General features: G+C 65.6%; 32 protein-coding genes and 2 tRNA genes. 17 read left to right on the top strand and 17 right to left on the bottom strand.

Annotation, left to right across the window (positions count from 1 at the left end):
* Position 1: 1 nt before the first annotated feature.
* Positions 2 to 382, bottom strand: a complete 381-nt coding sequence (locus FKR81_RS38375) for a hypothetical protein (RefSeq protein ID WP_146359460.1) — start codon at positions 380 to 382, stop codon at positions 2 to 4.
* Between the two features lie 157 nt (positions 383 to 539).
* Here FKR81_RS38375 and FKR81_RS38370 point away from each other — a divergent pair, with 157 nt between their 5' ends.
* The 5 genes from FKR81_RS38370 (at position 540) to FKR81_RS38355 (ending at position 4038) form a co-directional block, all read left to right on the top strand.
* Positions 540 to 1442: a tetratricopeptide repeat protein gene (locus tag FKR81_RS38370; protein ID WP_146359457.1), complete on the top strand. Its 903-nt coding sequence runs from the start codon at positions 540 to 542 to the stop codon at positions 1440 to 1442.
* 94 nt (positions 1443 to 1536) lie between these two features.
* Positions 1537 to 1920 (top strand): hypothetical protein, encoded by a 384-nt coding sequence (locus FKR81_RS38365; protein WP_146359454.1) that lies wholly within the window; start codon positions 1537 to 1539, stop codon positions 1918 to 1920.
* A complete protein-coding gene (locus tag FKR81_RS44075) occupies positions 1920 to 2057 on the top strand; it encodes a hypothetical protein (RefSeq protein WP_186763418.1) in 138 nt (45 codons plus the stop codon). Before FKR81_RS38365 ends, FKR81_RS44075 begins: the two co-directional genes overlap by 1 nt.
* A 14-nt stretch (positions 2058 to 2071) precedes the next feature.
* A complete protein-coding gene (locus tag FKR81_RS38360) occupies positions 2072 to 2743 on the top strand; it encodes a response regulator (RefSeq protein WP_146359451.1) in 672 nt (223 codons plus the stop codon).
* Complete coding sequence (locus tag FKR81_RS38355; protein WP_146359448.1) at positions 2740 to 4038, top strand: HAMP domain-containing sensor histidine kinase; 1299 nt, start codon at positions 2740 to 2742, stop codon at positions 4036 to 4038. The genes FKR81_RS38360 and FKR81_RS38355 overlap by 4 nt, the downstream gene beginning before the upstream one ends.
* Positions 4039 to 4042: 4 nt before the next feature.
* Here the strand turns inward: FKR81_RS38355 and FKR81_RS38350 are convergent, their stop codons facing one another.
* From FKR81_RS38350 to FKR81_RS38340, 3 genes are all read right to left on the bottom strand, one after another.
* Entirely contained in the window at positions 4043 to 4573 is a 531-nt protein-coding gene (locus FKR81_RS38350) for a hypothetical protein (RefSeq protein ID WP_146359445.1), read from the bottom strand.
* Between the two features lie 118 nt (positions 4574 to 4691).
* Positions 4692 to 5678, bottom strand: coding sequence for an HNH endonuclease (locus tag FKR81_RS38345; protein ID WP_235922156.1), 987 nt, complete (start codon positions 5676 to 5678; stop codon positions 4692 to 4694).
* Between the two features lie 36 nt (positions 5679 to 5714).
* Complete coding sequence (locus FKR81_RS38340) at positions 5715 to 6587, bottom strand: exodeoxyribonuclease III (RefSeq protein WP_146359439.1); 873 nt, start codon at positions 6585 to 6587, stop codon at positions 5715 to 5717.
* 117 nt (positions 6588 to 6704) lie between these two features.
* Between FKR81_RS38340 and FKR81_RS38335 the strand changes: the two genes are divergently transcribed.
* Together FKR81_RS38335 and FKR81_RS38330 are read left to right on the top strand one after the other, a co-directional pair.
* Positions 6705 to 7199 carry a hypothetical protein gene (locus FKR81_RS38335; RefSeq protein ID WP_146359436.1) on the top strand — a complete coding sequence of 165 codons (495 nt, stop codon included), beginning with the start codon at positions 6705 to 6707 and terminating at the stop codon, positions 7197 to 7199.
* Positions 7199 to 8101 (top strand): HNH endonuclease signature motif containing protein, encoded by a 903-nt coding sequence (locus FKR81_RS38330; RefSeq protein WP_146359433.1) that lies wholly within the window; start codon positions 7199 to 7201, stop codon positions 8099 to 8101. The genes FKR81_RS38335 and FKR81_RS38330 overlap by 1 nt, the downstream gene beginning before the upstream one ends.
* A 3-nt stretch (positions 8102 to 8104) precedes the next feature.
* Here the strand turns inward: FKR81_RS38330 and FKR81_RS38325 are convergent, their stop codons facing one another.
* Together FKR81_RS38325 and FKR81_RS38320 are read right to left on the bottom strand one after the other, a co-directional pair.
* Complete coding sequence (locus tag FKR81_RS38325) at positions 8105 to 8446, bottom strand: VOC family protein (protein WP_146359430.1); 342 nt, start codon at positions 8444 to 8446, stop codon at positions 8105 to 8107.
* Positions 8447 to 8504: 58 nt separating this feature from the next.
* The gene (locus tag FKR81_RS38320; protein WP_146359427.1) at positions 8505 to 9161 is read right to left on the bottom strand and encodes a maleylpyruvate isomerase N-terminal domain-containing protein; all 657 of its coding nucleotides are present in this window, start codon (positions 9159 to 9161) and stop codon (positions 8505 to 8507) included.
* A 241-nt stretch (positions 9162 to 9402) separates the two neighbouring features.
* Here FKR81_RS38320 and FKR81_RS38315 point away from each other — a divergent pair, with 241 nt between their 5' ends.
* The 3 genes from FKR81_RS38315 to FKR81_RS38305 all read left to right on the top strand — a co-directional run bounded on the left by FKR81_RS38315 (position 9403) and on the right by FKR81_RS38305 (position 13130).
* Positions 9403 to 10257 (top strand): hypothetical protein, encoded by an 855-nt coding sequence (locus FKR81_RS38315; protein WP_222598540.1) that lies wholly within the window; start codon positions 9403 to 9405, stop codon positions 10255 to 10257.
* Between the two features lie 349 nt (positions 10258 to 10606).
* Positions 10607 to 12547 carry a hypothetical protein gene (locus FKR81_RS38310; RefSeq protein WP_146359424.1) on the top strand — a complete coding sequence of 647 codons (1941 nt, stop codon included), beginning with the start codon at positions 10607 to 10609 and terminating at the stop codon, positions 12545 to 12547.
* 10 nt (positions 12548 to 12557) lie between these two features.
* Positions 12558 to 13130 carry an NUDIX domain-containing protein gene (locus FKR81_RS38305; RefSeq protein ID WP_146359421.1) on the top strand — a complete coding sequence of 191 codons (573 nt, stop codon included), beginning with the start codon at positions 12558 to 12560 and terminating at the stop codon, positions 13128 to 13130.
* On the opposite strand, the gene FKR81_RS38300 is transcribed toward FKR81_RS38305, so the two are convergent.
* A complete protein-coding gene (locus FKR81_RS38300) occupies positions 13098 to 14189 on the bottom strand; it encodes a tetratricopeptide repeat protein (protein WP_235922155.1) in 1092 nt (363 codons plus the stop codon). The genes FKR81_RS38305 and FKR81_RS38300 overlap by 33 nt on opposite strands.
* A gap of 227 nt (positions 14190 to 14416) precedes the next feature.
* Positions 14417 to 14785: a hypothetical protein gene (locus FKR81_RS38295; protein WP_146359415.1), complete on the bottom strand. Its 369-nt coding sequence runs from the start codon at positions 14783 to 14785 to the stop codon at positions 14417 to 14419.
* A 189-nt stretch (positions 14786 to 14974) separates the two neighbouring features.
* Here FKR81_RS38295 and FKR81_RS38290 point away from each other — a divergent pair, with 189 nt between their 5' ends.
* Genes FKR81_RS38290 through FKR81_RS38270 form a run of 5 tightly spaced genes read left to right on the top strand, consistent with a single transcriptional unit; the run spans position 14975 to position 18932 of the window.
* Positions 14975 to 15220: a helix-turn-helix domain-containing protein gene (locus FKR81_RS38290; protein ID WP_235922154.1), complete on the top strand. Its 246-nt coding sequence runs from the start codon at positions 14975 to 14977 to the stop codon at positions 15218 to 15220.
* Positions 15217 to 15576 (top strand): WhiB family transcriptional regulator, encoded by a 360-nt coding sequence (locus FKR81_RS38285; protein ID WP_328593189.1) that lies wholly within the window; start codon positions 15217 to 15219, stop codon positions 15574 to 15576. Before FKR81_RS38290 ends, FKR81_RS38285 begins: the two co-directional genes overlap by 4 nt.
* A complete protein-coding gene (locus FKR81_RS38280) occupies positions 15573 to 15899 on the top strand; it encodes a hypothetical protein (protein ID WP_146359408.1) in 327 nt (108 codons plus the stop codon). The genes FKR81_RS38285 and FKR81_RS38280 overlap by 4 nt, the downstream gene beginning before the upstream one ends.
* Positions 15896 to 16777, top strand: a complete 882-nt coding sequence (locus FKR81_RS38275) for a hypothetical protein (RefSeq protein WP_235922152.1) — start codon at positions 15896 to 15898, stop codon at positions 16775 to 16777. The genes FKR81_RS38280 and FKR81_RS38275 overlap by 4 nt, the downstream gene beginning before the upstream one ends.
* Entirely contained in the window at positions 16755 to 18932 is a 2178-nt protein-coding gene (locus FKR81_RS38270) for an FtsK/SpoIIIE domain-containing protein (protein ID WP_146359487.1), read from the top strand. The genes FKR81_RS38275 and FKR81_RS38270 overlap by 23 nt, the downstream gene beginning before the upstream one ends.
* Positions 18933 to 19244: 312 nt before the next feature.
* Here FKR81_RS38270 and FKR81_RS38265 read toward each other — a convergent pair whose 3' ends face one another.
* The 5 genes from FKR81_RS38265 to FKR81_RS38245 all read right to left on the bottom strand — a co-directional run bounded on the left by FKR81_RS38265 (position 19245) and on the right by FKR81_RS38245 (position 21965).
* On the bottom strand, positions 19245 to 20123 hold the full coding sequence (locus FKR81_RS38265) for a S1 family peptidase (RefSeq protein WP_186763417.1): 879 nt from the start codon (positions 20121 to 20123) through the stop codon (positions 19245 to 19247).
* A 113-nt stretch (positions 20124 to 20236) separates the two neighbouring features.
* Positions 20237 to 20551 (bottom strand): hypothetical protein, encoded by a 315-nt coding sequence (locus FKR81_RS38260; RefSeq protein WP_146359402.1) that lies wholly within the window; start codon positions 20549 to 20551, stop codon positions 20237 to 20239.
* 12 nt (positions 20552 to 20563) lie between these two features.
* Complete coding sequence (locus tag FKR81_RS38255) at positions 20564 to 20836, bottom strand: hypothetical protein (protein WP_146359399.1); 273 nt, start codon at positions 20834 to 20836, stop codon at positions 20564 to 20566.
* Positions 20837 to 20930: 94 nt separating this feature from the next.
* Positions 20931 to 21317: a recombinase family protein gene (locus tag FKR81_RS38250; RefSeq protein ID WP_146359397.1), complete on the bottom strand. Its 387-nt coding sequence runs from the start codon at positions 21315 to 21317 to the stop codon at positions 20931 to 20933.
* Positions 21318 to 21569: 252 nt separating this feature from the next.
* Complete coding sequence (locus tag FKR81_RS38245) at positions 21570 to 21965, bottom strand: hypothetical protein (RefSeq protein WP_222598539.1); 396 nt, start codon at positions 21963 to 21965, stop codon at positions 21570 to 21572.
* 144 nt (positions 21966 to 22109) lie between these two features.
* Here FKR81_RS38245 and FKR81_RS38240 point away from each other — a divergent pair, with 144 nt between their 5' ends.
* The gene (locus FKR81_RS38240; RefSeq protein ID WP_146359391.1) at positions 22110 to 23240 is read left to right on the top strand and encodes a hypothetical protein; all 1131 of its coding nucleotides are present in this window, start codon (positions 22110 to 22112) and stop codon (positions 23238 to 23240) included.
* Here the strand turns inward: FKR81_RS38240 and FKR81_RS38235 are convergent.
* Entirely contained in the window at positions 23229 to 24536 is a 1308-nt protein-coding gene (locus FKR81_RS38235; protein WP_146359388.1) for a tyrosine-type recombinase/integrase, read from the bottom strand. The two genes, FKR81_RS38240 and FKR81_RS38235, sit on opposite strands and share 12 nt — an antisense overlap.
* 90 nt (positions 24537 to 24626) lie before the next feature.
* Positions 24627 to 24704: transfer RNA gene (locus FKR81_RS38230), tRNA-Ile, on the bottom strand.
* A 102-nt stretch (positions 24705 to 24806) separates the two neighbouring features.
* Here FKR81_RS38230 and FKR81_RS38225 point away from each other — a divergent pair.
* Complete coding sequence (locus FKR81_RS38225; RefSeq protein ID WP_146359385.1) at positions 24807 to 25274, top strand: GNAT family N-acetyltransferase; 468 nt, start codon at positions 24807 to 24809, stop codon at positions 25272 to 25274.
* On the opposite strand, the gene FKR81_RS38220 is transcribed toward FKR81_RS38225, so the two are convergent.
* Together FKR81_RS38220 and FKR81_RS38215 are read right to left on the bottom strand one after the other, a co-directional pair.
* Positions 25217 to 26080, bottom strand: coding sequence for an oxygenase MpaB family protein (locus tag FKR81_RS38220; RefSeq protein ID WP_146359383.1), 864 nt, complete (start codon positions 26078 to 26080; stop codon positions 25217 to 25219). The genes FKR81_RS38225 and FKR81_RS38220 overlap by 58 nt on opposite strands.
* Before the next feature lie 121 nt (positions 26081 to 26201).
* Positions 26202 to 26274, bottom strand: a tRNA-Asn gene (locus tag FKR81_RS38215).
* Positions 26275 to 26323: the final 49 nt, after the last annotated feature.

Here is a 26323-nt window from a genome sequence, read left to right as displayed (position 1 = left end):
GTCAAGGTGCGCACAACGGCAAGGCGGCCACGCCGTTCATAGCGGCGATGCTGGTGCGGCAGGCCCGCACCAGCTGGCGGTTCGCCACCGTGTCGGCGGCGCTCCCGCAACTGGGGCAGTACAGCTCGATCGAGACGTCGCCGACCACGACCTCGAGCGACCGCGCGCACGACCGGCACCACCGGTGACCGGTGACGGCGATGACGTGGTCGGGTGCGGACACGCACTGGTGCAACCAGCAGCGGTGCAGCGAACAGGTGACGCGAGCGTGGGGATCGAGTCCGAGCTCCTCGGCCAGATCCTCCGCGGCCAGCACGGCGACCACGGTGGAATCGACGACCTCATCCGAGGTGACCAACCGGAGATGCCTTCGTCGGGACATGTCCGAACACTCTCTTACGGGGTGACGTCGGGGATACCCGCATTAATACCTGTTTAACCGCGTGCCACCTGAATTCCAGGTGGCGGAGAACGTGCTTCCCACGCATCGGTGCGGGGGCTTACGCTCCAATCGACGGCTCGGCGCAGAGGTATTCCACATGGCTGATCCTGCGTACTTCCCTCCCCCGCACTCCGCACGCATCGGTATGTCAGACGTCGAACAACTGGAGGCGCAGACACGGGCACTGCGATCCGTTGACTACCAGTTCGGCGGCGGCGTGTGCCGAGACGCGGTGGTCGTGCGGATCTACTGGGCACAGCAGCTGCTCTCCGCCGAGGCCGCGGAGCCGGTGCGCCACCGGTTGCTGTCAGCGGTCGCGGACTTGCACAACCTGGCGGGCTGGACGTCGTTCGACAGCGGCCAGGTCGGTGCCGCGTACCACCATTTCGACCGCGCACTGGAATACGCGCGGCACGACGAGGAATTGACGACGAACATCGTTTACCGGCGCGGGCGCGTGCACCTGCACCACGGCGCCCCCGGTGACGCTCTCGCCTATTTCCAGCGGGGCGCGCTTTCCCCTCTGGCGTCGAGCATCATGTACGCCAACGAGGCGTGGGCGTACGCCCGGCAGAGCCGCGCCGCGGAGGCCGTCCGCGCGCTGGGCAAGGCGCAGGACGAGTTCGCCCGCGCCGACCGCACGCACCCGCCGGACTGGGCCCGGTTCCACGACGAGACCGACCTGACCGCCATGATCGGCACCGTGCACGCGGAGCTCGGCGACACCCGCAACGCCATCCCCGCGCTGACCCGCGCGATCGAGAACTTCGGGCCCACGATGGCCCGCAGCTGGACGTTCTGCCTGATCTCGCTGGCGACGTGCCACTTCGTCGACGGTGACGTGGACCAGGGTCTCGCGATCGGGACGCAGGCCGTCACCGCGGCGGAGGGACTGCGGTCCGAGCGGACGTGGGACCGGATGCGGACCGTCGAGCACCTCGCGGCGTCGCGCGGCGTGGAGCTGCTGGCCCGCCGCCACCCGCAGCCGTTCGAGGAATAGGTCCGCGGGTCTTTGCAGAACCCGTACATTCGCCCCACAGTGCCCTGATCAGCGCCGTCCACAGTAGTCGTCACCTACTCGGAAGGGGTTGACGATGAAGCGCATGGTGATTGGCGCACTGGTCGCCGGGTTCGCAGTGCTGGGTGCCGGGACGGCGAGCGCGGACGAGAGCACTCCCGCTCCCGTCACGCTGAGCTCGGAGCAGGTCAAGAAGATCTGTGAACAGCGCATTCCGCGGGCGGAGGAACGGGTGTCCCGGCTGACCGACCGGATCAACGGCGGTCCGGAGGTCATCGGGTCCACGCAGAACCTGAGGAAGCGCGCCGAGGAGGCGCGCACCGCGGGTCGCACCGAACAGGCGCAGCGCCTGGACACGCGGGCCGGGTGGCGTGAGGGTCACCTGGACAAGCTGAACAAGGCGAAGGAGCGGCTCGCCAAGTTCAAGACCGAGCACTGCGGCTACCTGGGCGGCAAGTGATGCGCGTCGTCGCCGTCGTGCTGGCGGTGGCGCTGGCGTGCGTGGGCTGCCGAGGTGAGTCGCCGTCGTCCGGGGGCGGCATCGACGACATCGAGACCACGCTGAACAGCGTCGAGGCGGACCTCGACCAGCCGTGACAGCATCTCCGTTCGTGGAACGTGGCCTGGTGCTCGTCGTCGAGGACGAGCCTGCGATCTCCGAGCTCGTCTCGCTGTACCTGAAGCGGGACGGGTTCGGGGTGCACCTGGAGTCCGACGGGGCCGCGGCGCTGGCCGCGGTCCGCAGGCTGAAGCCCGTCGCGATCGTCCTCGACGTCGGGCTGCCCGGCATGAACGGCATCGAGGTGTGCCGCACGCTGCGGGCGGCGGACGACTGGACGCCCGTGCTGTTCGTGACGGCGCGCGACGACGAGGTCGACCGGCTGCTCGGCCTGGAGCTGGGCGCCGACGACTACATCACGAAGCCGTTCAGCCCGCGCGAACTGGCCGCGCGGGTGCGCACCGTGCTGCGCCGCGCCTCCGGGCCGGTCGCGGGGTCCGTCCTGGAGGTGGGCGCGGTGCGGCTGGACGTCGGCCAGCGCCGTTCGTGGGCAGCGGGTTCGGAGGTCTCGTTGACGTCGACGGAGTTCGACCTGCTGGCGCACCTGATGCGCCATCCGCGCCAGGTGTTCTCACGGGAGCAGCTGCTGTCGTCGGTGTGGGGCTACGCGGCTCTCGGCACGCGCACGGTCGACGTGCACATCGCCCAGCTGCGCGCGAAACTCAGGGATGACAGTCCTATTCGGACAGTACGTGGCGTCGGCTACTCGGCGGACGCGCAGTGAGCCTCGCGGCACGGATAGCCGTGCTGTGCCTCGCCGTCGCGGCCGTGGCCGTCTTCGTCGCGGCATTCGTGTCGACCAGGCTCGTGCTGTCCACGTCGCGCGACGTGAGCAGGGAGATGCTGTCGGACCAGGCGGACGTCGTCGCCGAACAGCTGGGCGCCGACCGGCGGCGACTCGTGGAAGTGTTGCAGGGCCAGGGAATCGCGATCGTCGAGGTGTCCGGTTCCGGCGTGGTCTCCGGCGCCGACCAGGCCGCCGTGCGCGCCGCCCGTGACGTCAACGCTTCCCGGGTTGCTTCCGGCGCGTCGGTGTCCGACGCGAGCGGCCGCTTCCTCGTCGAGGCGCGCCCCGCGGGCAAGGGCGGTTTCGCACTGGTGCAGGAACCCGAGAACGCGGGCAACGGCCGCAAACTGGTGCGCAACATCCTGTTCGCACTGGGCATCGGCCTCGTCGTCGCCGCACTGGCCGGCCTGGCACTGGGCACCGTGCTGTCTCGCCCGCTGCGCCGCGTCGCGTCCGTCGCCCACGCCATGAGCGACGGCCGCCGCGACCTGCGCGTCCCGGTGACCGGCCCCGCCGAGCTCGCCGAGGTGGCCGGCGCCGTGAACGGACTGGCGGATGCGTTGCAGCGCAGCGAGTCCCGCCAACGCGACTTCCTGCTGTCCGTCTCACACGAGCTCCGCACGCCGCTGACCGCCGTGACCGGCTTCGCCGAGTCACTGGCCGACGGCGTGGTGACCGGCCCCGAGGTGGCCCCGGTGGGCCGCGTCGTGCTGGACGAGGCACGCCGCCTCGACCGCCTGGTGACCGACCTGCTGGACCTGGCCCGCCTGGGCGCCGACGACTTCAAGCTGGACATGGCGTCGGTGGACCTGGTGCCGGTCGTGCGCGCGGCGTCCGAGGTGTGGCACGCCCGCTGCCACGCGCGCGGCGTCTCATTCAGCCTCGAGGTTTCCCCTGCTCCGGTGGTTGTCGTCGCCGACGCCCGCCGCCTGCGCCAGGTGATCGACGGCCTGCTGGAGAACGCCCTGCGCGTCACACCGCCCGGCCGCCCGGTCGTGCTCTCATTGGGCTCCGTGCTGCAGGTGCGCGACGGCGGCCCCGGCCTGGCACCGGACGACTACGCGGTGGCGTTCGACCGCGGCGTGCTGCACTCGCGCTACCAGTCGTCGCGCCCGGTCGGCACCGGCGTCGGCCTGGCTCTGGTGCACGGCCTGGTGACGCGGATGGGCGGCACGATCACCGCGGGCCCGGCTCCCGAAGGAGGAGCCGCTTTCACCGTGACCTTCCGCTGATTTGCTATGGCGGCGGCAACTCCGTAGCCGTCGCAACCGCGTTCCTCAGCGTCTGCACGTCAGGCTTTCCCGTGATCGTCGCAGCTTCCGCGATCACCACGACGTCCCCTTGCTGCCGCGAGTCCTTCGGCCCACCGTTGCACTTCATCCCGTCCAACGGCAGCACCGCACCCTTGTCCGCCCGCGTCTCCAACTCGTGCGCGTTGTCCGTGCTCGCCATGCGCACCCACGCCACCGACACGGCGAACTCGTTGCCCCGGCCGTCGCTCAGCGTCAGCAGACTGCGGTCGAGCTGCTGGCACGGCGTGTGCAGCAGGAACTCGCGCACCTCACCCGACGAGTTGGCGTAGCAGGGCGCACTCGTCTTCACGACCTGGTGGGTGAGGTCCAGCTGTCCCCACTCCCGGTCACCGTCGTCCCGAAAACCAGCGGTGCTCGTCGCCGCCATCCCGGCGAGCACCGCCGCCACCACGATCGACCTCCCGCCCCTGCTCGGTGTGATCGCCTTCCCGTCCCGCATGTAGAAACCGGCCACCGCGCACTCCTCCCCTGCTTCGAGGATGTGCGCAGTGGTGTGTCAGATACGTCGGATCCAAACGACGTCACCCGATAGCGCTAGTTCTTTCAGGCGGCTTCAGCCCTGCTGGTTCTCGTCAGCTCCTGCGCTGCACGACCAGTTCACGCAGCTCGGGCGGGGTGAGCCAGGTCGTGCCGCGGTGGATCATCCGGTGGCAGTTGGCGCACAGGATCGCGAGGTCGTCGAGGGTCGTGCGGACCGTCCCGGAGACGTGCAGCGGCGTGACGTGGTGACATTCGGCGTAGCTCGCGCCGCGCTCGCCGTACACCCTCTCGAAGTCGAAGTCGCAGACCTCGCATTCGAGGCAGCCGTGCCTGCGCAGCACCGACCTGATCTTCTGCTTGCGCAGCTTCGGGTTCCGCTCTCGCGCGAGGTGCCGGCGCAGCAGTATGCGGCCTTCCTCGGCGGCGTCCATCTCGTCCAGGTCCGGGATCGGCCGCAGCTCGACCAACTCACCGGACTCGACGCCGCGCCGGATCGCCTCCGCTTCCAGCCGCATCTCCTCGGGACGCTCGAGAAATGCGTGAAGGACTTCCATGTCGAGCTTGCCGCCCCGTGTCCGCGTGCCCTCGTAGTCGGGATGACTCGTCGCGATGTTGTCCATCTTGCGCTTGACCGAGTCGGGGCTGCGGAAGGTCCGGCCGCGGTCCTCCAGCGGGTGCAGCGGGAGTGCCTGCAGCAAGCGGGACAGGTCGTCTCGCCTGCTGTCCCCAGCGCGAAACGGCTTCCAGTTGTTGAGCACGAGCTGCTCGCAGACGAGGACGAGTTCCGCTTCCAACCACGACGGATTCTGGTTCGCACCGATCTCGCGAATCTCGAAGCCTCGATCGTGCAGCAGGGGCACAACGGTGGCCAGGCCACCCGAGAACTCGTCGGCGCGCAGCGGCGACCGCCCAGGCAGATAACCGTGCGCGACGCCAACGATCGCCTTCGAGTCGTACTCCCGGCCGTTGTGCACCAGGAAGTAGTTGCGCGCCCTGCGATATCCGTGCTGATCGAGGAACTGCTCCCCGCCGCTGGCGTCGTACTCCTTGATCGCACTCAGGATGGCTTGCCTGGTCACGTCCGCGAAGGTCACTCGATCAGGTTAGGCACGATCTCAGCGCGACTGCGGCAACTTCGCCGAACCCCGCTTCGTCGCGGGCGCACTCGGCGGCGGCACGACGGGCCCGATGTCCCCGTCCGGCGCCTCGTCGAGGTCGACGATCACCGGCGCGTGGTCGCTGGGCCCGGATCCCTTGCGCGCGAGCCGATCCACCCAGGCCGCCTTGACCCGTTCCGCCACCGGGTTCGACGCCAGCACGAGGTCGATCCGCATGCCGAGGTCGCGGTGGAACATGCCCGCGCGGTAGTCCCAGTAGGTGAAGACGCGCTCGTCCGGCCACCGGTCGCGCACCACGTCCCGCAGCCCGACCGCCTGCAGCTCGGCGAGCGCCGCGCGTTCCGGCGGGGTCACGTGGGTCTGGCCGACGTAGGCGTCCGGGTCGAACACGTCCGCGTCCGTCGGGGCGATGTTCACGTCGCCGCAGACGACCGCGGCTTCGGGCCCGTTGCGGACGACGTTCCTGAGCGCGGCGAGCCACGCCAGCTTGTACTGGTAGTGGTCGGAGTCCGGCGTCCGCCCGTTCGGCACGTACACGGAGTGCACTCGAACGCCGCCGCACGTCGCGGCCACCGCCCGTGCCTCCTGATGCGGGAAGCCGGGCCCGTCCTCGAGCCCGACCACGACGTCGTCGAGGCCCACCTTGGACAGGATCGCGACGCCGTTCCACTGCACCTCACCGGACAGGGCCACCTCGTACCCGCGCTGGGAGAGCTCGCCGCCGAGCAACGCGGTGAAGGCGTCGTCGGCGAGCTTGGTCTCCTGCAGGCAGACGACGTCCGGCCGGCGCTGGTCCAGCCACGGCAGGAACCGCGGCACGCGCTGCTTGACCGAGTTCACGTTCCAGGTCGCCACTCGCACGCGCCCCACAGTAGTCGCGCCCTCTGACAGAAACCGCCGCGTCGCGCGTCTACCGACTCACCTCCGCAGATCTACGCTGACATCGGGCGGACGGAACGGTGCCCGCCGTCGGCCCGTGGAGGCGGGATGGACGACACTCCGGCTGAGCGGGAACTACCCGAGCTCTGGATCTGCCCCCGGTGCAGCGCCAGGTTGGTCAGCCGCAACCTGTGGCACTCCTGCGGCCAGTTCTCGCTCGAGAACCTGTTCGCCAACGCCGACCAGCAGGTACTCGACCTGGCACGCAGGTACGTGACGCTGCTCCACGCACTCGGCGATGTTCAGGTCATCCCGCAGAAGACCCGCCTGGTCTGCGTCGCACGGGTCCGGTTCAGCGGACTCGAGCACTGGCGCGACATCCGCGATGCCGACCCCGAAGCACTGGGGCATCCTCAACTGCGCCTCCGCGACGGTCGCACCGTGTTCCTCCCGGTGGAACGCGTATCAGCGGTTTCGCCACTGGACCGACGTCATCGCCGACCGGCTATCGACCACCTGAAACACGTTCGAGTGAAATTGCGATCTCTCCATGGAGTGAAACAAAACATGGAGACGTCTTGGGGAACTTCACCGCTTGGTTGATGCTCGCAGCCGGAAACGACCGCGAGCACGGTGGCAACGACGGGTACGACGACGATCCGAAAGCGCACTACAGCTGGGACAACACAGTTCCCAACCACGCGCTGCCCAAGCCGGGCGACGTCATCGTCATGTGGAACAAGGAAATCCTGCTCGGTGCGTCCGTGATCGAGCACATCGACCGCGGTCAGGAGCCCAAGGAACTGCACCGATGTCCGAGGTGCGGCAAAGCGGGCATCAAACCGCGCGCCAAGAAGTTGCCTCGGTACAAGTGCTACAAGTGCGAGCACCTGTTCGACGAAGCCGTGACGCGCACCGAAGAAGTCGACACCTATCGAACCCGCCACGAAGCGGGGTGGCTCGACCTGAACGGCCGGCTCACCGGCGCGCAGCTGCGTGACCTGTGCTTCCGCCCGAAGTCCCAGCTCAGCATGCGGCAACTCGACTACGAGCGGTTCAGTGCCGCTGTCGAATCGGAACCGTTGAGCCCGCGACTCGCTCCGATATCGGCCGCTGTCGAGTACACCAACGGACATCGCCAGTCATACGTCCGCACTCGGCTCGGCCAGGAAGGCTTTCGTGGCCGACTTCTCGCCCGATACGACAACACCTGCGCGTTCACCGGTACCGCGCCCAAGGAAGCTCTGGAAGCCGCACACCTCTACAGCTATGCGGCGACTGGTGTGCACCACGACGACGGCGGCTTGCTGATGCGCCGCGACATCCACCGCCTCTTCGACGTCGGCCACATCGCCGTTCACCCCGTGGACCTGCTGATCGACGTGAGCGAGGCGGTCAGGACGTTCGAGGAGTACGCGCGGCTGCACGGCAAACGACTGGAGACGGACCTGACCCGCGGGCAGATCGGCTGGATGCGCCAGCACTGGGACATGCACCGCGGTTGACCCTCAGGGGCCGACGTACTCGAACACGCCACCGTGCGGATGACGCACCACCGCACGACGTCCGTTCGGCGTCGGCACTGCGGGCATCACCACCTCAGCCCCGGCCTCGATCGCTTCCTTCACGGCCACGTCTAGGTCCGCGACGGACAACGTGGCCGCCACGCCGGCCACTCGACGGACCGCCTCGTCGGATCCGCTGAACAAGAGGAACGGACCGATTCGCGCGAGACTCACGTCAGCGAACGCGAAGCGTGCCGCGGTTTCTCCAGTGATCCGTTCGTAGAAGACCACTGCCGCGTCGAGGTCGTCCACGCGCAGGCGCACGAACACTGAGTCGATGTTCATGACCAACATCATCAACCAGCCGGGACCAGCGCGGGCCAGAACGCCTCAAGCAGGGTGATCACCCGAGAACGAGAGGGAGTTTCACGGCCAGCTCGCCCAGCTCGGCCTCCTCCGCGGCGGTCGGGGCACGCCGTCCGGTGCCGACCAGCAGTGCGTCGGAGTCGGAGAACGACGCGGGGAACGCGGTGCCGGCGATCTCCTCCAGCATCTGGCGCGTCCGGGCGAGGCCGTCTGCGGGCGGTTGCGGCGCGTCCGGGAGGTGCGCGATCAGGTCGAGGTGGTGCAGCGTCCACTCCAGGACGTACGCGGAGAGGTAGTCGCCCGCGGTGAGGACGACGTCGCGGGTGCTGACCCGGAGGTCGGGGTCGGCGAGTTCAGCGGCGCGGCCCGCGGCGGAGCCGACGTCGTCCAGGTGGAACTTGAGCAGCCACGGCTCCTCGTACGCGGCGGCCAGCCGGACGATCAGCGCGTCGAGCGGGTCGTCGCCGGTTGGTGGTGTTTCGGCGACTTCCCAGTAGGTCACGGCGTTCCTGGTCGGTTCCGTTTCGGCTGGGGTCACGAGGGTGATCAGGACGTCCTGCGCGTCGATGACCAGGTGGCACACCAGGTCCCGCACGAGCCAGCCGGTGCAGCCGGACGGCTGTGCGAAGTCGGAGTCGTCGAGTTCGGCGACCGCCGTGCGCAGTGCTGTCCAGGAGCGCGAGAAGAGATCCACATCGGCACGGTAGTGCGGTGTGGCAATAGGGGGCCAGCACATTTGGACGTGCGCGATGGTGGGGCAAGCGGGCCAGCGTCGACGTGGTGACGGTGGCGGAAAGTGGACCAGTGCAGCGCTTTCCGGATTGTCCCGGCGGCCTGGCCGATAACGTGGAACAAGCGCCCGACCTCGGCGGTGGTGAGTGCGATCCGGGTGGGAGCGGCGCCGTCCACACACTCGATCAAGCCGGGGGATCTCCTTGCACAATCCCGTAGACCTGTCGCGATCCGCAGGTATCTCCAGCCGCGCACTCGCTGCGCTCCTCGCTCTCGCCACTGCCCTCGTCGCCGCCTTCGTCGTCGCCCCGCGCTACCTGGCGGCGATCGGGTCAGGCGGCGGTTTCGCCGACCAACGCCACTTCGTCGAAGCCCTCAGCAAAGCCTTCGTCGAGCATTGGCGTTCTGGCGGCCGAGATTTATCCCCAGACCTGGCGAGGGTTGTCGATTACTGGATCCGATACCACTTGGCCAAGGCCGTGATCGCCGCGCTCTTGCTGAGCGTGCTCGTCACGCTCGGCGTTCATCTCTGGAAGGAATTTCTGAGGGCTCACGGACTCGGGGCGGGAAAGCGGGTCGCTCTCGCGTCGACCGGCGTTCTCGTCACGATGCTCGCGCTGGTCTCGTTGGCGACGGTGATGGCCAACGTCCAGGGTGTGGTTGCGCCCTACTCCTCGCTGTTTCCGATGCTGACAGGCGGCGCACCCGACCATGAACTCGCTGACACACTGGAGCAAGTCAGGCGACGACTGGCTGACTCCCGTGACCAAACCCAGCCTGCCCTCGACGTGATGATCAGCGACTTCGCCCGATATCACGTGGCGATGGCCGTGATCGCTGCGATCGTGGTGATCGTCCTCATCGGCATGACCGCGGTGTCGTGGAAGAGGTTTTCGAGAACGAACTCGTCCGACCGGCGAACGAGGCGCGTGTGGAGGTCGTTCGGTGTTCTCTCAGCGATGCTGTCGCTGGCCGTGATCGTTGTGGTTGCGGCGAACGCGACCACCGCAGCCGACCCGGAACCGGCACTCCTGGCCGCCTTCGAAGGCGGCTGGTGAGGAGCGAGGCGGCTGGCGCTTTCGGCCAGCACACCCCACCCACGAGCGGATGGGGCGGGTGGGGCTCGAACCCACGACCTGACGGATTATGAGTGTTCAAGGTCACACCACATACTGCGGCTACCAGCGAAAAGGCACGACAACACTGCCTCGAACCGTCGCATCGTCGGCACTACTGGCGGTGCTCCATGGACACGACCATGGACAGCGACCTCGTCGACAACCGGGCTCGCGTCAAGATCGCATGCGCTCCTGAACAAGCGTACCCCCACCAAACACGTTGCAGCCTGCGGCCAACGTGTAATGGCTGACCGCTGACCTACGATCAGATGTTATCGGCCAGGGAGGCATGGAGATGACATCCGGCAACGACTCTAGTCCCGCGAATACCTACAAGTCGTTCACAGGGCACGAACCACTAGACCTGTCTTCCTTTATTGCGCCGATCATAGGAAACCAAGCTTACGTCGGCGGAACCGCAATAAAGGCCATTGCCCCTAGATTTGTACAACGAGCCGACGGCCTTATCGTTCCCGAACATCTTGCCGCTGGACCCGCACCCATTGATCAGATGCTGGTATACCTCACGACAAAAGAGATATTCGGCATAAACATACCGAAGGAGTACATTCAGCAGGCGCTTTCTCAGATCAACGCAGCTCCAGTGATCGCGTTCGTGGCCGAGATAATGAAGAATCTTCGATCACCGGACTACTCTCAATCCGACGTCGACGCCCTATATGCAACCCGCTGGTTTAAAGCAGAAGGCCGGCAACGGGTATTGAATCTCCTGAATTCCACTCCAAAGCGAGGGCTCATTGTTGCACAAGCCCTCCTCGTCACAGCCCAGCAGGCAATGCTGCACTGTCCGGAGGTACCACCGAAGGACTCATCCCCTGTAAACATCGTTACTGTTTACCTGGCCATTGCCGACCATCTGGTAGAAGATGAGAGCAACGACCTAAGCCACGAGCTCACATCAAAGGGAGTACCCGGGGCACTCGGGCGCGAGCTTATCTCGAATCAACTATTCAACGCCGACGTTGACGAGGCACACGTCTTCGCGCGATTCAATCGAACCTGGCTACAACTACCGAAGGAACGAATCGATGATCGAGACATCGTAGATCTCGAAGAAGCGTACCTTAGCGCCACAGGCGTTCCGTTGCGAGACGTGTTGGTGGCAGGAATCGCGCTACGCACTGCCACTCTAAATGGCCAGTGCATAATAAAGCCCGACTACCTTACAGGGCTGAACTGGGCCTCCGATCGCATAGAAAGAGCGCTTAGTTTCTTTACGGCCGACATATCATCAATGCGGGACGCAATACAGGCACAACAGAAATCAGGGAAGGCGACGAGCTGGTCATTCGACACGTTCCGCGCCTACCCGGTGCTGCGCGACCACGAGGGAACTATGGCCGTAATAGACACCGACCTTCTCATGAAGAGAATCTTTGGGTGGCGCCCGATTTTCGACATCAAGAACGCGCTCATGAAGACCGGAAATGATGAGGACCGAAAGCAGGCTAGCCGAATCGACAACGCCGTAAGGCGACTCGCCGAGGCATACACAGCTGAAATAATCGACAGTCTAACGGGAAGCTCGAAGGATGCGAACCAGCGCGCTTACCACGACGAGGAACTGCGCAAGGCGTACTCAACTAAGCAGGGGGTAAAGATCGCTGATGTGGCAGTTGACTACGGAGACTCCTGGGTAGTATCAGAGATAACAACCATTCAACTGCGTCGCGACTCTGTATCAGGGATATCCGATGACGCGGTCATCGCGGATCTGAACAAGCTAATCGAAGAAGTTGCACAGATTGACGCAACTATCCATTCCCTCAGAGAGAATGAGGAGGCACTCACCGGAATCGAGCCAAATAAAGACATTAGGCGCCAATACTACCCTCTTCTCGTACTGACGGAAGGGTTTCCGGTAAATCCAATATCGCTTCCACTCCTGAGGGAGAAAGTCGCCAAGAAGGGGCTACTTCAAGGTGAGGACATCATGCCGCTTGAGATAGCGGATCTTCCCGAGTTGGAGATGATCGAAGGCATACAAGAGAGGGGAGGGCCGAGCTTGAAGGATATTCTGAATAAGAAGCGATCCGGAAGCCTCCACAATATGCAGATCCGCGACTTCATCCTCGTCGAACTGCGCCTTCCAACTCAGCGCCCGAAACGCCAATTGAAACTGTATAAGGAAGGTCTCCGTACTATACTGAGCCACATCGACCCCTCGCTTGCACAGGTCGATCTACCGGAGTTGGACTCACCCGAGTAATATACCGCTCGTGACGGAGTATCCGGAGGCACTAAAATGGAAGGTCCACGGCGAGCGGACCGTCTACGACAACCGTTGGGTGCGAGTGAATCTCGTCGATGTTGAGCCGCCAGATGGCAGCAGGTTCGAGCACCATGTTGTAAAGCTCGACCATGTTGCCGTTGCACTTCTAGTCAACGACAATGAAGAGATCTTGACCCTATGGCGATACCGATTTGCGGTAGACCAGTGGGGCTATGAACTCATTGGCGGATTGGTTGAGGAAGGCGAAGATCCAGCAGCCACGGCCGCGCGCGAAGCCGAAGAAGAAACGGGCTGGAAGCCCGTGGGCGAGCCGGAACATATCGGACAGTTTCAGCCGCTTCCGGGAATCATTGATGCACCTGTAGACGCCTACCTTTGGCGATCCGCCGAGAAGGTCGGCGAGCCGACCGACGCGGAGGAAGCCGCGCGCATCGAGTGGATTCCGATTGACCGCATCCTGGATCTCGTCCGGCGCGGCGAAGTCCTAGGATCCGGCGCGATCATCCCCCTCCTCTACTACCTAGCTTCACGTGACACCGGGACCACGAGGTCCAGGTAGCTCCAGGCTCGCGAGTCGCTGCCGCTGGCGATCAGACCCGATCCGCTTGGCGAGCTGACGCGCCTGCCGGGCGTAGTCCATCGCTCCCCTGCTGTCGCCAGCGGCGGCGTACGCGAACGCAAGATCGGTGTAGGTGTTGGTCAACCCGCGCACGGCCGACAGCCCTGGCCGAACAAGGTCACGGACTGCGGCTTCGAGCTGAGTGATCGCATCCGGATCTCCGAGCCGAAGAAGCGCGTTACCCCGCCACCGCACCAACTGGCTGTCGTTGAGGAGCAGGAACGGCAACTCGGGATCAACGGGATTCGTTGGCAGCAAAGAACTTGCGTCGTCGTATGCGTGCATCGACTCATCGCCGCGACCGGCCGCCGCGAGGCCTTCACCGTGCGCCGCAGCAAGCCAGCACTGCAACAGGACAGGGGCCCTGTTCTCCGCCACGTGGCGCGCGAACTCCAGCAGCTCGACTGCTGAAGCAGGTTCGCCAATGTCGAGCAGGATCACCGCCTGCTGTGCAGCAGCATGTGCCAGCAGGCTTGGTGAATTCGCTTCCCTGGCAGACACTTTCGCAGCCTCGTGGTACTGCCACGCCTGTAGTTGCGAACCCCTGTCGAGCGCAGTCCACCCTGCGAGCGTGCGCGCATCCGTGAGGATCTTGGCAAGGCGCTCGCGATGCTGCGTGCTCACGCTGAACACCCGCACCTCTTCGATCTGGCGGACCAGGCTGTTCAGGTTGTCCAGCACCACGACCGCGCCGAAGCGGTGATCTGAGCTGCGCAGGTCGTTCACCTGTCGCTGGAAGAGGTCGAGCGTCGCCGTGTCGATGTTCCGGGCGACGACCAGCCGGTCGCGCAGCTCCTCGGCGGACTGGTTGAGAACTTCGGGCGGGAAGCCCAGCTCTTCGTTCGAACGGCCGTAGACCTCGCGGAACAGCCGTTGGTAGCCGGGTTCCGTCACGTCGACGTGGCCGTTCTCCCAGCGCGAGATCATGATGTGCAGCGCCGACTCGGACGCTACCGCGACGCCTATCTGCGGACCACGCGTCAGGAAGTACCTGACCACGTGGTCCTGCGTGTGCACTAGCTCTTCGCGTACGGCTTGCAACCGCGATCGTGGCGGTTCGCCGCGCCTTCTTCTCGTCACGTTCCCCCGTTCCCCAACGGTCGTGACCTGCGTTCTTAACTCCTCCTAACACGCGGCTTGCTAACCGCGAGCAATTATTTCCACCCCCTCCTCAACGGTCTGCTGTTCCTATGACAGCAACACCGAAGCCGACTAGGGAAAACCGGCTAGTCCTTTTGACGGCTCCCATCGTCAAGGCGACTTGCCAGCGTTCCGACCTGGGCACGAAGCCCGCGGAGCTCACGAATGATTGTCTGCAACAGCGGCACGACCGGGTCAACAGCCCCAGCCGGGGCGCCCTCCGGCGGCTGCTTCCCTTGCAGCACAGCCGACAGATGCTGCGGATGCCAGTCGAGCGCGATCGACAGAGCTTCGAGAGTGCGCGGATTTCGCCGTCGCTCAATCCTCCCCTGTTGGATCTCGCGAACGATCGCATGCGATACGCCGGATCTCTCGGCGATTTCCTTTTGCTTCAAAGCCAGCTCACCCGCGCGGGCATTGATTGCCTCCGCGACCGCCGACCAGTCCTCCGCCACGTGCGCCTCCGTGCTCCGCCTCAGCGCCGACATTAGCGCGCAATGCGACGAGCAATCGGACTTAGCGCTGACGTCAGCGGGAGATCGGCCTGAATTGACGCCAATGTCAGCGCCTTCCATGAAGAAATCAGTCTTCTGAAAGGCCTACAAGCAATGGCTACGAACAGCATGGCGGGCAGCAATCCGCCCATGTTCTACACAGTGTCAGAGGCCGCGCGGATCCTGCGGGTGGACGCGGCAACCATCTACCGAGCGATCAGGGAGGACGCCTTCCCTGCGGTCCGCGTCCGCACGCGGTATGTCGTCCCCGCCCGCGCAGTCGAAGAGATTGCCCAGCAGGCGGCCGAATCTGGCGGAGTCGTCGACATCGCGCAGATGGCAGCCGACAAGCGGAATGCCCGTGACTTCGAGCGGGCCACCGGGGGTGCGTGGTGAACCCGGAGAACTACTACGAGGTGATCGCGGCCGAGTTGGACCGGTACGCGAAGGTGCCGGACGCGGTGCTGATGGAGATCGTCACGCGTGATGGCACGTGCATGTGGTTGTGGTCCAACGAGGAGCAGCCGGAGTGGCAGGGGGAGGAGATCACTGATCGGGAGTTGGCGGCGCGGCTGTGTGAGCCGTGTCCGGTGCGGAGGCTCTGTCTTGAGTGGGAGTTGCGCCTTGCTGGTGAGTACCAGTTCGGCGTGTGCGGCGGGCTGACCGGAGAGGACCGCCGCGCGCTGTACCGGGTGTGGCGTGCCCGCCGCGACCGGATGGACGAGGACCAGGGCGGAGGGCGGTCGTCGTGACGATCAACCTGACGCCGACGCAGTTGCTCGCGGTGCTGGGTGGGGTCGTGGTGGCGCTGTGGATCTGGCGGGCGAGTGCTCGCCGGGCGAAGGCAGCGGCGAACGCGGCGCGCACTGGTGCCCGGTTGTTGTCGCTGACCGGGCGGGTGCTGGTGATGGCTGGGGTCATCGTGGGTGTGCAGTGGGTGGTGATCACGCATCGGGGCGACACGGTGTTGTTGCTCGTGGTGCTGGGCCTGCCCGCATTGTTCTCCGGGTACACGCTGACTCGAGCGTTGACGATCACCTCGTTCGACAATCCACGCAGGGGTGATCGGCGATGAGCACGATCACTCGGGTTCGGGAAGGGGTGGCCGCCTTCGGGCGGCCACCCGCCGCCCCCGCCGCCCAGCTGGCGGCCGACGCGGCGGAAGCTGCCGAGCTGCGCGCGTACGCCACGCACCCGGACGTGGTGGCCCTGCGGGTGGAGCGCGTCCGGACGGAAGTGGACCGGTTGTGCTGGGCCGGGATCGTGCTGGGCCTCGGGTTCACCATGACCAACGTCCAGAGCTTCGCGGCAGCAGGCACCCCGGCGTGGTCTCTGCCGTGGCTCGCCGCGTGGCTGCTCGATCCCACGGTGTCGCTGGTGCTGCTGGCGATCCTGCGAGCCGAGCAGGTCACCGCGCGGTACCAGGTGCGCACAGGTTCATGGACGCGCAGAGCGAAGTGGTTCACGCTCGCCGCCACCTACGTCATGAACACCTGGCACTCATGGGCAGCAGGGTCTGTCTCCGGCGTGGTGCTGCACTCCGTCCCGCCGCTCGTCGTGTTCGTCGCTGCCGAAGCTGTCACCGACCTACGGGACAAGCTGACGGAGGCGGTCACCGCCGCGTTCACGGAGGCGCAGCGGCGTACCGCGCCGGTCGTTGCGGTGAACGTGTCGACGGCTAGCACAGTTCATGTGCCCGCGGAACGTAAGCCCCGCACCAGGAAGCGGTCCGGGCGACGCATCACGTTCGCGGACTACCTCACGACCGCACGGGAAGCGTGGACACCTGAGGCCGTGGTGAGTCCCGCGTGGATCCGTGAGGTCACCCGGTGCTCACGAGGGCTGTCGTCGCGGCTCGCCGCCACCCTCACGGCCGAACTCAGCGAGCAGCACGCCACCACATCCGAGGGAGGTGTCAGCGATGAGCACGATGGGCCAGACGCCGGCGAGTAGCCCCGGCGATGCAGCCGGCGCCGGTCTGCCGGTGCGGGCGGTGCTCGAAGGTGAGTTCGTGAACGACGTCCCATCAGTTGAGCGGACGCCGTGGCGTCGCCGACTCGGGACGTGGTGGAGGCGTTCACCGCGCGTGCCGCTGTGGGCGAAGGATCGCGTTCACGCGGTGCAGGCCGCGAAGGATCTCGTCGTGGCCGTGGTGCGTTCACCGTTCCGGTTCCTCGGTGCCGTGGTGCGAGGTCTCGTGGTCGCGGTCCGGTGGTGGCGTTCGTGGGTCACCGTGCGGGACTACCGGGAGGCGGCCGAGCAGTCGGAGAAGCTTGCCGACAAGTTCACCGACATCCGTGAGCTCACGTTGTTCCGGTGGAAGGTCACCGGAACGACCACGGCCGCCGTGGCGATCGTGGTCGCGGTGCTCGATCTCGTGTACGGGCACCGGTTGCTGTGGATCGCTGGCACCACCGCGTCGGTGGCGCTGGCGATCCTGGGCAGGCGTCGGGACGGCAGCCCCGGACGCAAGGCCGTGCTCGCCGGTCCACGCACGCTCACGTGGACGATGGACCCTCAGGTACTCGTGGACGCGTTCCGGGACGCGAAGCTCATCGGGAAGGACGAGACGCTGCGCCTGGTCGACCGCGCCACCCGCAAGGGACTCGGCTGGGCGATCACGGTGGACCTGCCCGCCACCCGCAAGGCGGCCGACATCGTGAAGCACCGCGAAGATCTGGCGTCCGCGTTGGCGGTGGATGAGATCCAGCTCAGTGTGGAGCGGGTGCGCGGCAACGGCGGGCACGCCGGACGCGTCGCCATGTGGGTGGCCGACGAGGACCCCTACGCCACCCCGCCGATCCGGACGCCGCTGCTCGGTGTGCAGCGGTGGGACGCGTGGCGGCCGGTGCCGTTCGGCACCGACGCACGCGGCCGACGCATCGACCTGCCGTTGGTGTGGACGTCGGTGCTCATCGGCGCAATCCCTAGGCAGGGCAAGACGATGGCCGAACGACTGGCAGCCGCGGGCTTGATCTTGGACCCGCACGTGCGGTTGCTGGTGGCCGATTTCAAGGCCGGAAAGGACTGGCAGGCGGCCGAACAGGTGGTGCACCGGTTCATGTCCGGTGACGACACAGAGCACGTGTTGGCGTTCCTGGACTGGCTTGTGGAACTGGTCGCAGACGTCCAGCAGCGCTACCGCAGGATGCAGGATCTCGATGACCTGACGTGCCCGGAGTCGAAGGTCACGCCGGACATGTCCCGCGATCCCGTGTTGGGCATGCCGATCACGGCACTGTTCGTGGACGAGGTTCAGATCCCGTTGGAGGACCGTACTCCTGTTGAGGTGCAGGGGAAGAAGCTCATGGCTGGGGAGTACATCGGCGAGTTGCTGACGTGGCTTGCGAAGAAGGCACCAGCCGCCGGGGTGCTCCTCGTGCTCGCCACGCAGCGGCCGGACAGCAAGACGATCCCGTCCAAGCTGCGTGCGGTGCTCGGGTCGCGGTTCGCGTTGCGGGTGATGGACTGGCGCGACAGCAACATCATTCTCGGGGAGCAGATGAACACACGCGGCTACGACTCCAGCCGCCTGCTCCCATCGCACAAGGGGGTGGGCATCCTGCGGCCGGACGGGGAGACCCAAGCGGGTGCCGATGTGCTCGCGCTGACCGTGCGCACGTTCTACATGCCCAACGAGGACTGGAGGGAGATCTGCCTACGCGGCAGGGCGTTGCGCGAGGCGGAAGGCACGTTGACCGGGCACGCGGCCGGACAGACCGTGCGGCCGGTGCTGGATCATGCGGCCGTGGCGAAGGCGATCGGCGGCGGCACCGGGCCGACGCCCGCCGACGCCGAGCGCGCGGACGAGGTCGAGTTGCCGGAACCGCTGGCGTCGGTTGTGGACTATCTCGCCGATGATCTCGACGGCGACGACGGACGCGACTTCGTGCCCACCGCCGAACTCGTCGCGGTGCTTGATGTCGAGCCCACCGCGTTCGGTCTCGACATGGCCAAGTTCGGCTGTAGCCCCAAGCGCGACCGGGTGCCCACCGAGGACGGTGTGAAGCAGGTGCGCGGCTACGTCGTCGCCGACATCCGCGCGGCGGTCGAGCGCCTCCGTGAGGCGGCCGTGATCGATGGGGAGGTGATCGACGATGACCAGTGACCCGTCACACCCCGTCCCAGACACCCGTCACCCCGTCACACCCCGTGTGACGGGTCTGAAACCGGCGTCTAGCTGTGTGAACGGGCCTCCGTGACGGGTGTGACGCGTGACGGGTAACCCGTCACCAGCACCCGAAAACGGCCGTGTGCCGCGCCCTTCCGAGAGGGGTGCGGCACACGGCCACCCGTCACAACAAGGGGGAGCCGACGCGGGCGTCGCGGGCCGCGTCGGCTCCCAGATCCAGTCACCGCGCGAGCGGAGGAGCGCGGAGACTGGTGGCTTCACAACTCAGAACTCAGCCACGATCGGGCGTCAGCTCACGCCGACACCGTGACTCTCGGCTTCCCGTACCTGCGCCCGCAGTTCCGCACCGGCCACGGCGTCACAGGTCCAGATCGTGTCCGTGATCCAGCCCCGGTAGGTGGGCACGTCCTGCCAGATACCCACCCCCGGCTTGCCGTCCGGCCCGGTGGTGCACACGTAAGGCCGCATCTCGGAATCGTCACCGTCACCGGTAGTGGCTCCGACCAGCCACCAGCGGCCGAACATCTTGCGCACCTGCGGCCCACCGGAGTCACCGAAGCACCCCATCCGCGCCTCACCGTCACGCGAGGCCGTGCACAACTCGTGCTTCGGGTCGAAGAACGAACACCGCTCGTCGTCGGCCACCACGGTGTCCAGTTCCTGCAACACCTTCGGCGACTGGCGGCAGGTCGGGTCGTTCACCAGATCACGGTCACAGGTGACACCCCAGCCCATGATCCGCGTGTCAGTGCCAGACCCACCCGCACGCGGCGCGATCGGGATCGGCCGCTGCGGCACCGCCTGATCGAGTTCGATCAGCGCGATGTCATAGCCCGGCTTGTTCGGGTCGTACTGCGGGTGCGAGATGACCCGCGTGACGCCCACGAAACTGCCGCCCGCCGTACGGTCCAGCGAGCCGACCCGCACACGGGTCTCACCCGGCACCACGCGGACCATGCAGTGCGCGGCGCTCACCACCCACCGCTTGGCGATCAGCGAGCCACCGCAGAAGTGCCGACCATCCGGCAGTTGCAGCGACGCCATGAACGAGTAGACCTGCGTGGCGTCCCGTCCGCCGACGACATACGGCTTCACCGGGCCGTGTTCGTCACCGGGCGGTGGCGGTGGTGCCGCCACCGCAGTCATCGGCGCCGAGACGAACAGCACCGCCGCACCTACGCAGGCAGCACGAACCGCGCGCCTCATGATGTTGCTTCTCAAGGTTGATTGCAGCCCTTCTCGTTGTGTGCCAACAAAACCGGACTCACCTGTCCGGTCGTTCAGGGTGGTGGGGGCCGCTCACCGGGGGGGAACACATCGGTGTAGCCCTGCGCCCGGATGAACGGCCGCACCAATTCGGACGGCTCGCCTAGTTGCTCTGTCGCCGGGAGATCGAGCGGCACCGTGTCGTAGGCCCAGTGCCGCTGCGACGGCTGGGCTTCATCGGGCGGTTCATCGGGTGATACCTGTTGCCGCGCCCACACCTCGGCCCGTGCCCGCCTGCGCTGACGACACTCGTCGGCCACGTACCACCAGAGGACACCAGCGACGAGGAGACCGAGCACGACGAACGCGCCCCTGGTAGCCAGATCCACGACACGGTGCGCCTAGAACTCAGGGATCACAAGGATGCCGCGTGCTGGCGGGTCGGCGACGTCGTCGGCTTGTGCAGCCACGTATCCCCGTTCGGCCGCGCGATCCTGCAACAAGCGGCCCAGGTTCACCATCTCGGTGCCAAGATCGTGCTCAATCTTGCCGAGTACCTCGCTGAGCTTCTCTTTCTCCGGCCACTTCTCGCCCACCAGCCGCAACACGTAGCGCTGTAGCGTCTCGTCCAATTGGGACAGAGCAATGACGAACGCGGTCTCTTCCCTGGTCACGGTCGGCCCTTCCGCCAGTACGCCACGGCCACACCAAAACCGATCAGGCCCAACACGGCCAGCACCACACCCCACACCTGGTAGTCCGCCTCGGTCATGCCCCGTCCGCCTTGACGTCGTCAGGCTCGTCGTGCACATCGATGACCACTGATGCAGTGCGCCGGATCTGCCGGTACAACTCGGCGCGGGCACGGTTGTCCGTCGAAATGTGATCCACGTGCGGCACCACCACGGCGTGCGAGGCGGGCAGTTCCAGCGCTTCCAGCAACGCCGCGAAACCAGGCCGCACCACCACATCGTCAGGCACTTCCCGGTCGGTGAACACGTGCTCCAACCGGTAACCCGCGCTGGCACAGAAGTGCACGATCTCCATGTGCAGAGCGGCAATCTCCAGCTCATCCGGTATCGGCGCGAGCACGTAGCCATAGACCACGTTCCGCTGGTCCAACTCCAGACGCGACGGCTTCGGCGACAGCATCACGGCTAAAACCCCTCCCGCAACCGGTACGCCAAACGCACCTGCTCGCACGGCCACGGCGCATGACACTGGACACAGCGCTCACTCAGCGGGACGTGCCGCACAAAGGCCAGGCAGATCAGGCCGTAGAGCTGGGCCGGTTCGGGCATCAGTGGTCCAGCAATGGCCCTACCGTCCTTTGTTTCCTTACCTGGCAAGGAAATAGTCGGTGGCACCACGGGTGCGGCCACCATGACGTGTACCTGAGACACGCGATCAACTCCGAGGTGAGTGAGCGTCGGTCAGCGGCGGCTGATCAAGCCGGATGTCGTGCGGCTGGGCAGGAGGCAGGCGGCGCGCGGTGCTGGATTCCTGGAGACCATCGGCACGGCGCTCCCTCGCACACGGCACTAACGGCCAACTCGCCGGAGAACCATCCCCAGAAGGCCCCAGCGGCTCGTCAACGGCCCGCAGGTCTCCCAGCACCTGCCGCAGTTCCTCACGCGTCCAGACGGCCTGCTGTGCGGCCTCGGCGCACTGACCGACGTAGTACCTGCCGAGCACCACGACGTACAGCGGTGGCAGCACCAGCCATACGAGGAACAACGCGATCCCTGTTGCGTCCCACACCACGACGTTCACCGCCTCCGTAGGCACCAGATCAGCAGACATCAGCGTCTCGGGCGGCACATCGGGTGTAAATGACCTGACAAAGACCTATTGCGACTTTTCAGGACCTACACTCATCAGCGCTGACATTAGCGACGGAGAGGTCCGCCGATGGGTTCCCCACCTCAGAACGGGCAGCCAGGAACGTTGTTCGGCGAGCTGCTCCGGCAGCGACGGCAGACCGCAGAGGAGTTCAGTGAGCAGGCGGAGAAGTACGCCCGTGAACATGAGCTGGACGCCACGCTCAGCGCTCGGCATGTGCACCGCCTCACATCTGGCGTTCGGGCAGACGGTCGGCCACTCGGACCGGTCCGTCAGTCGACGCGCCGCCTGCTCGAAGAAATGCTCAGCGTGCCGATCGAGCGGCTGCTTGAGCCTGTGTACAAATCGGCACAAGAGTGGCCGGTTCTCGCCGACGATGATCTCGGACTACAAGCGAGGATTGCCGCTGGGCGAAACGTCGATGCACACACCGTTGCTCTACTTCGACAGAAACTCGACATCACGCGCGTCATTGACCGACGTTTGGGAGCGTCAGCACTGCTCGGCGAGCTACGAGCACAAATCGGCCAGATGGAACACGCGCTTCGCGACGTACTGAATCAGACGACCCGATCGAGCCTCGCTGAAGTTCTGGTTGACGCGTCCGCACTCGCCGGATGGCAGTCTCTCGACCAAGGTTTCGTCAGTGACTCGTGGGACCACTACAACACTGCACGAATGGCAGCACGGGAAGCACGCTCATGCGCATTGGAGGCATACGCTTGCGCAGGGCAAGCCGTTGTGTTGCTCGATATCGGCGAGACGCGCACCGCAGTCGAGTTGACCGACTATGCGTGCACAATCGCGAAGGGACGAGTTCCGAAGCTGCTCTATTCATGGCTCACCGCGGGCTACGGTGAAGCTTGCGCAGCGAACGGCGAGAGCCAGGTATGTATGCGAGCATTTGATGACGCGCTGCGTTCGATGCCGACGACAGCCGACAACTCAGAGACGCCATATCTGGTCTTCGACCCAACCCACCTGGCACGGTGGCGAGGTAATGCACTCGCTCGACTCGGCACCTGCGAAGCGATCGACGTCCTGTCGGACGTCTTGAGCCGACTTGATCCGACATTCACACGTGCAGAGACCGCACTAAGGGTTGATCTCGTTCAGGTCCTGACGATTACCGGACAGAAAGACGAAGCAGCCGCACACGCGGAGCGTGCGCGGCTACTGGCAACCCAAATTGGATCAGCGCGACAGCGAAAGCGTCTCGTGTCGCTACTCGGCTGATTTCTTCTTGGGGCGCTCTGCGAGCTTCCGCTGGCCACGCTTCGGCATCCGTGAGCCGAGAAGTTCGGCTGCCTTTCGGTCGGATGCCGCCACCCAAGCAGCGTAAACGCGGAGGGTTGTTGCTCCACCCCCGCCGTGGCCGAGTCGTCCGGCGACAGTACGGAGGTCGACACCTGCGGTGAGTAGTTCAGTCGCCGAGTAGTGCCGGAGGGCATGAATGTGGGTCTTGATGCCCAATCGCTCCGCCATGTCCTTGTACCGGCTCGACACCGCATGCGGCGAGTAGGGCACGGTTGGATCAACGTTCCGAACGCCGGTGAAGACGTACATCTCGTCCGTCAGGTCGATGCCCAGTTCTGCGAAGCGATCACGGCACCGCTGGCGGTGTTCGATGAGCAGGACGACTGTTTCCGTGTCGAGAGCGATCCGGCGCATCTGATGGGTCTTGGTGTCCTTCTCCTTGCCGACCCCACGGCGGAGCGTGTAGCTCCGGCGAATCTCGATGACACCCTCTTCAAGATTCACCCTCGACCACTTGAGAGCGCATATCTCGCCGCGCCGGACACCCGTGGTCATGACGAGCCAGACCAACGTCCCCCAGTCGTCGTCCATGACGAAGGCTTCCTCGACCAGACGAGCAGCATCAGTGGGCGACGGCGGATCGGGCTGCGGTGGCTTCTGCTTCGGTTTCTGGGCCACCTTGGCAGGGTTGCTCGTGATCCAGTCCCAACGCATGGCCGCGTTGAGCACGCCGCTGATGATGGAGTGAACCTGCCGCACTGAAGATGCGGCCATCGGACTGCATTTGTGCGGCTTGCACTTCGCCGCCTTACAGTCGTGGTCATCCTCAGCCTTGTGCTCGACAAAAGGCTTTCCGCTACAGCGCACGCGGCACCGACGTAGCTCCGCGTACAGGTTTTCGAGCATCCTCGCCGTGAGCTTCCTGATCTGGACAGCGCCCAGCACAGGCCGAATGGTTCGCTCGATGTAGCCGACGTAGCCGTCGCGAGTGCTGTCCTCCAGATCGGAGGTGCGTAGCCACTCGTCAACGGCGTAAGAAAACGTCACGATGGTGCTCGCCGCACGCTGCGCGTCTACCTGAGCAAGCAGTCGAGTCTGGACTTTGTCGGCCGCCTTGTAGGCGGCCTTGTCAGTCCCCTTCACCGACTCGGTGATGTAGACATCCTTGCCCGTGACAGGGTCCTTGCCCGCGAACACGCGGACCTGAAGCGAGTTACCACGAGCCCGGATGCTGCCTCGCGTCCGGCGCTCCTCCGTGCCGTCTGCCCTGGTCATGACCCCATGGTCACCCCGCTGTCAATGGACAGCAACATGGACAGTGGATCTTAAGGCGATCTTGTGAGAGGCTATTTACGCTGGTGAGAGTGGTGGGGCGGGTGGGGCTCGAACCCACGACCTGACGGATTATGAGTCCGCTGCTCTGACCAGCTGAGCTACCGCCCCCGGAGGCTGCACCAGGTAGGTGCGTGCTGCGGTGTGGAGGATACCGATCACGCCGAACGGCCCTTGCGCGGGTCCGTGAGGCCCACCACATAGGCTGCGCCCGTGCGTTTGACCCTCCGCGACCTCACCCCGCAGGACGAACCGCAAGTGCTGAGGCTCTTTGCGGAGTGCGACGACTGGTTCCAGGCCGCCACCGGGCACCTGTCCGGACCTGGGGATGTGCAGAGTCTGTACTACGCGCTGCCGGACGGCGTGGACTTCGAGCAGAAGCGGTTGCTGGTCGCCGAAGCGCAGGGGAAGCCGATCGGGTTCGTCGACCTCGTGCTCGGGCATCCCGACGTGCGGACGGCCGTGGTCGGGTGCTTCCTCGTGCCGAGGGAGCTGCGGCGGTGGGGGATCGGCACGGAGATCGCCAACCAGCTCCGGCTGCGGTTCCCCGAGATCACCAGGGTGATCTCCAAGATCGCGGATGACTGGAAGCCCGGCGCTGAGTTCCTGAAGGCGCAAGGGTTTCAGTTCGACGGGAACCGGGCCGTGCTGGAGATCGCACCGAGGTCGTCCACCGAGTAGCCCTCTGGGTAGCCGGGGTAGCTGCGGTTCGGCGCGGACGTCAGCTTCAGGCGGCGGCGCGGGGGCAACGCTCGCACGATCAACGATCTGAAGCGCAGGCCCGCGCGAGCCAGGCGGCCCAGCCACGCGGGTGCCGGGGTGAAGCCGAAGGCCGCGATCATGCGGTCGTCCAGCAACGACACGGCGGCGCGCGCGGTCCACGAACGCGGCACGTACGGGTACCACGAGCAGAACAGGTCGAGGGTGTACTGGCCTATCTCGCGGTTGGTCGGTGAGTACACGAAGTGCTGTTCTTCATAGGCCTCCTTGAACGCCGCGTACTCGTCGTAAGAAGCGGGCAGGTCGCGGATGCCCATGCGCGTGCCCACCGCGCGGTAGAAGTGGAACGCCGCCGCGCGCTCGTGTGCCGACAGAGTGCGCCAGCCGTGCGCGGTGATCCACGCGATGGGGTCGTAGATGAACGTCGACAGGACGTAGCGCATGTCGTCGTTGCTGATCGCGTATTGGCCGTGCATGCGGTTGACCGAGCGCAGCGCGGTGCGGCCGCGCGCGGAGTCGTAGCCGTGCTCCAGCAGTTCGCCCATCAGCAACGCCGTGTCGTCGTAGCGCTTCTGGGGGTGGCGGCGGAACTCGCCGGTCTCCGACAGCAGGCGGGAGATCGACGGGACGCAGTACGTGCGGAAGAGCGCGAACTCCAGTGCGCGGACGTAGTCCCACGGGAAGTCGAGGCCGGCGGTGATGCGCAGGATCTCGCCGTGGTCGGCTTCCGGGTCGAGCTCGAGGATGCGTCGGAGATTGCGCGGCATGTGCCCAACGTGACGCACGGCACCCCGAAGCGAAAGACCCCGGTCGGAGGACAAGGCACGGAACGTGCCTGACACGAAGAAAGCCCCATCCACAAAGGACGGGGCTTCACCAGGGGTTCTGCTCCCCCAACTGGACTCGAACCAGTAACCCTGCGATTAACAGTCGCATGCTCTGCCAATTGAGCTATGGGGGAATGTTCGGTTATGTCCGTCAGGCTTGGTTCCTCCTGACAGTGGGTAACT

This window comes from Lentzea tibetensis, assembly GCF_007845675.1.
Taxonomy (GTDB): domain Bacteria; phylum Actinomycetota; class Actinomycetes; order Mycobacteriales; family Pseudonocardiaceae; genus Lentzea; species Lentzea tibetensis.
This window is presented reverse-complemented; position numbering and strand designations above follow the sequence as displayed.

Coding starts and splice junctions, on each gene's coding strand:
- FKR81_RS38375 (WP_146359460.1), bottom strand. CDS start 382: ATGTCCCGACGAAGGCATCTCCGGTTGGTCACCTCGGATGAGGTCGTC.
- FKR81_RS38370 (WP_146359457.1), top strand. CDS start 540: ATGGCTGATCCTGCGTACTTCCCTCCCCCGCACTCCGCACGCATCGGT.
- FKR81_RS38365 (WP_146359454.1), top strand. CDS start 1,537: ATGAAGCGCATGGTGATTGGCGCACTGGTCGCCGGGTTCGCAGTGCTG.
- FKR81_RS44075 (WP_186763418.1), top strand. CDS start 1,920: ATGCGCGTCGTCGCCGTCGTGCTGGCGGTGGCGCTGGCGTGCGTGGGC.
- FKR81_RS38335 (WP_146359436.1), top strand. CDS start 6,705: ATGGACGACACTCCGGCTGAGCGGGAACTACCCGAGCTCTGGATCTGC.
- FKR81_RS38330 (WP_146359433.1), top strand. CDS start 7,199: ATGCTCGCAGCCGGAAACGACCGCGAGCACGGTGGCAACGACGGGTAC.
- FKR81_RS38325 (WP_146359430.1), bottom strand. CDS start 8,446: ATGAACATCGACTCAGTGTTCGTGCGCCTGCGCGTGGACGACCTCGAC.
- FKR81_RS38310 (WP_146359424.1), top strand. CDS start 10,607: ATGGAGATGACATCCGGCAACGACTCTAGTCCCGCGAATACCTACAAG.
- FKR81_RS38290 (WP_235922154.1), top strand. CDS start 14,975: ATGTTCTACACAGTGTCAGAGGCCGCGCGGATCCTGCGGGTGGACGCG.
- FKR81_RS38275 (WP_235922152.1), top strand. CDS start 15,896: ATGAGCACGATCACTCGGGTTCGGGAAGGGGTGGCCGCCTTCGGGCGG.
- FKR81_RS38270 (WP_146359487.1), top strand. CDS start 16,755: ATGGGCCAGACGCCGGCGAGTAGCCCCGGCGATGCAGCCGGCGCCGGT.
- FKR81_RS38245 (WP_222598539.1), bottom strand. CDS start 21,965: ATGTCTGCTGATCTGGTGCCTACGGAGGCGGTGAACGTCGTGGTGTGG.
- FKR81_RS38235 (WP_146359388.1), bottom strand. CDS start 24,536: ATGACCAGGGCAGACGGCACGGAGGAGCGCCGGACGCGAGGCAGCATC.
- FKR81_RS38220 (WP_146359383.1), bottom strand. CDS start 26,080: ATGCCGCGCAATCTCCGACGCATCCTCGAGCTCGACCCGGAAGCCGAC.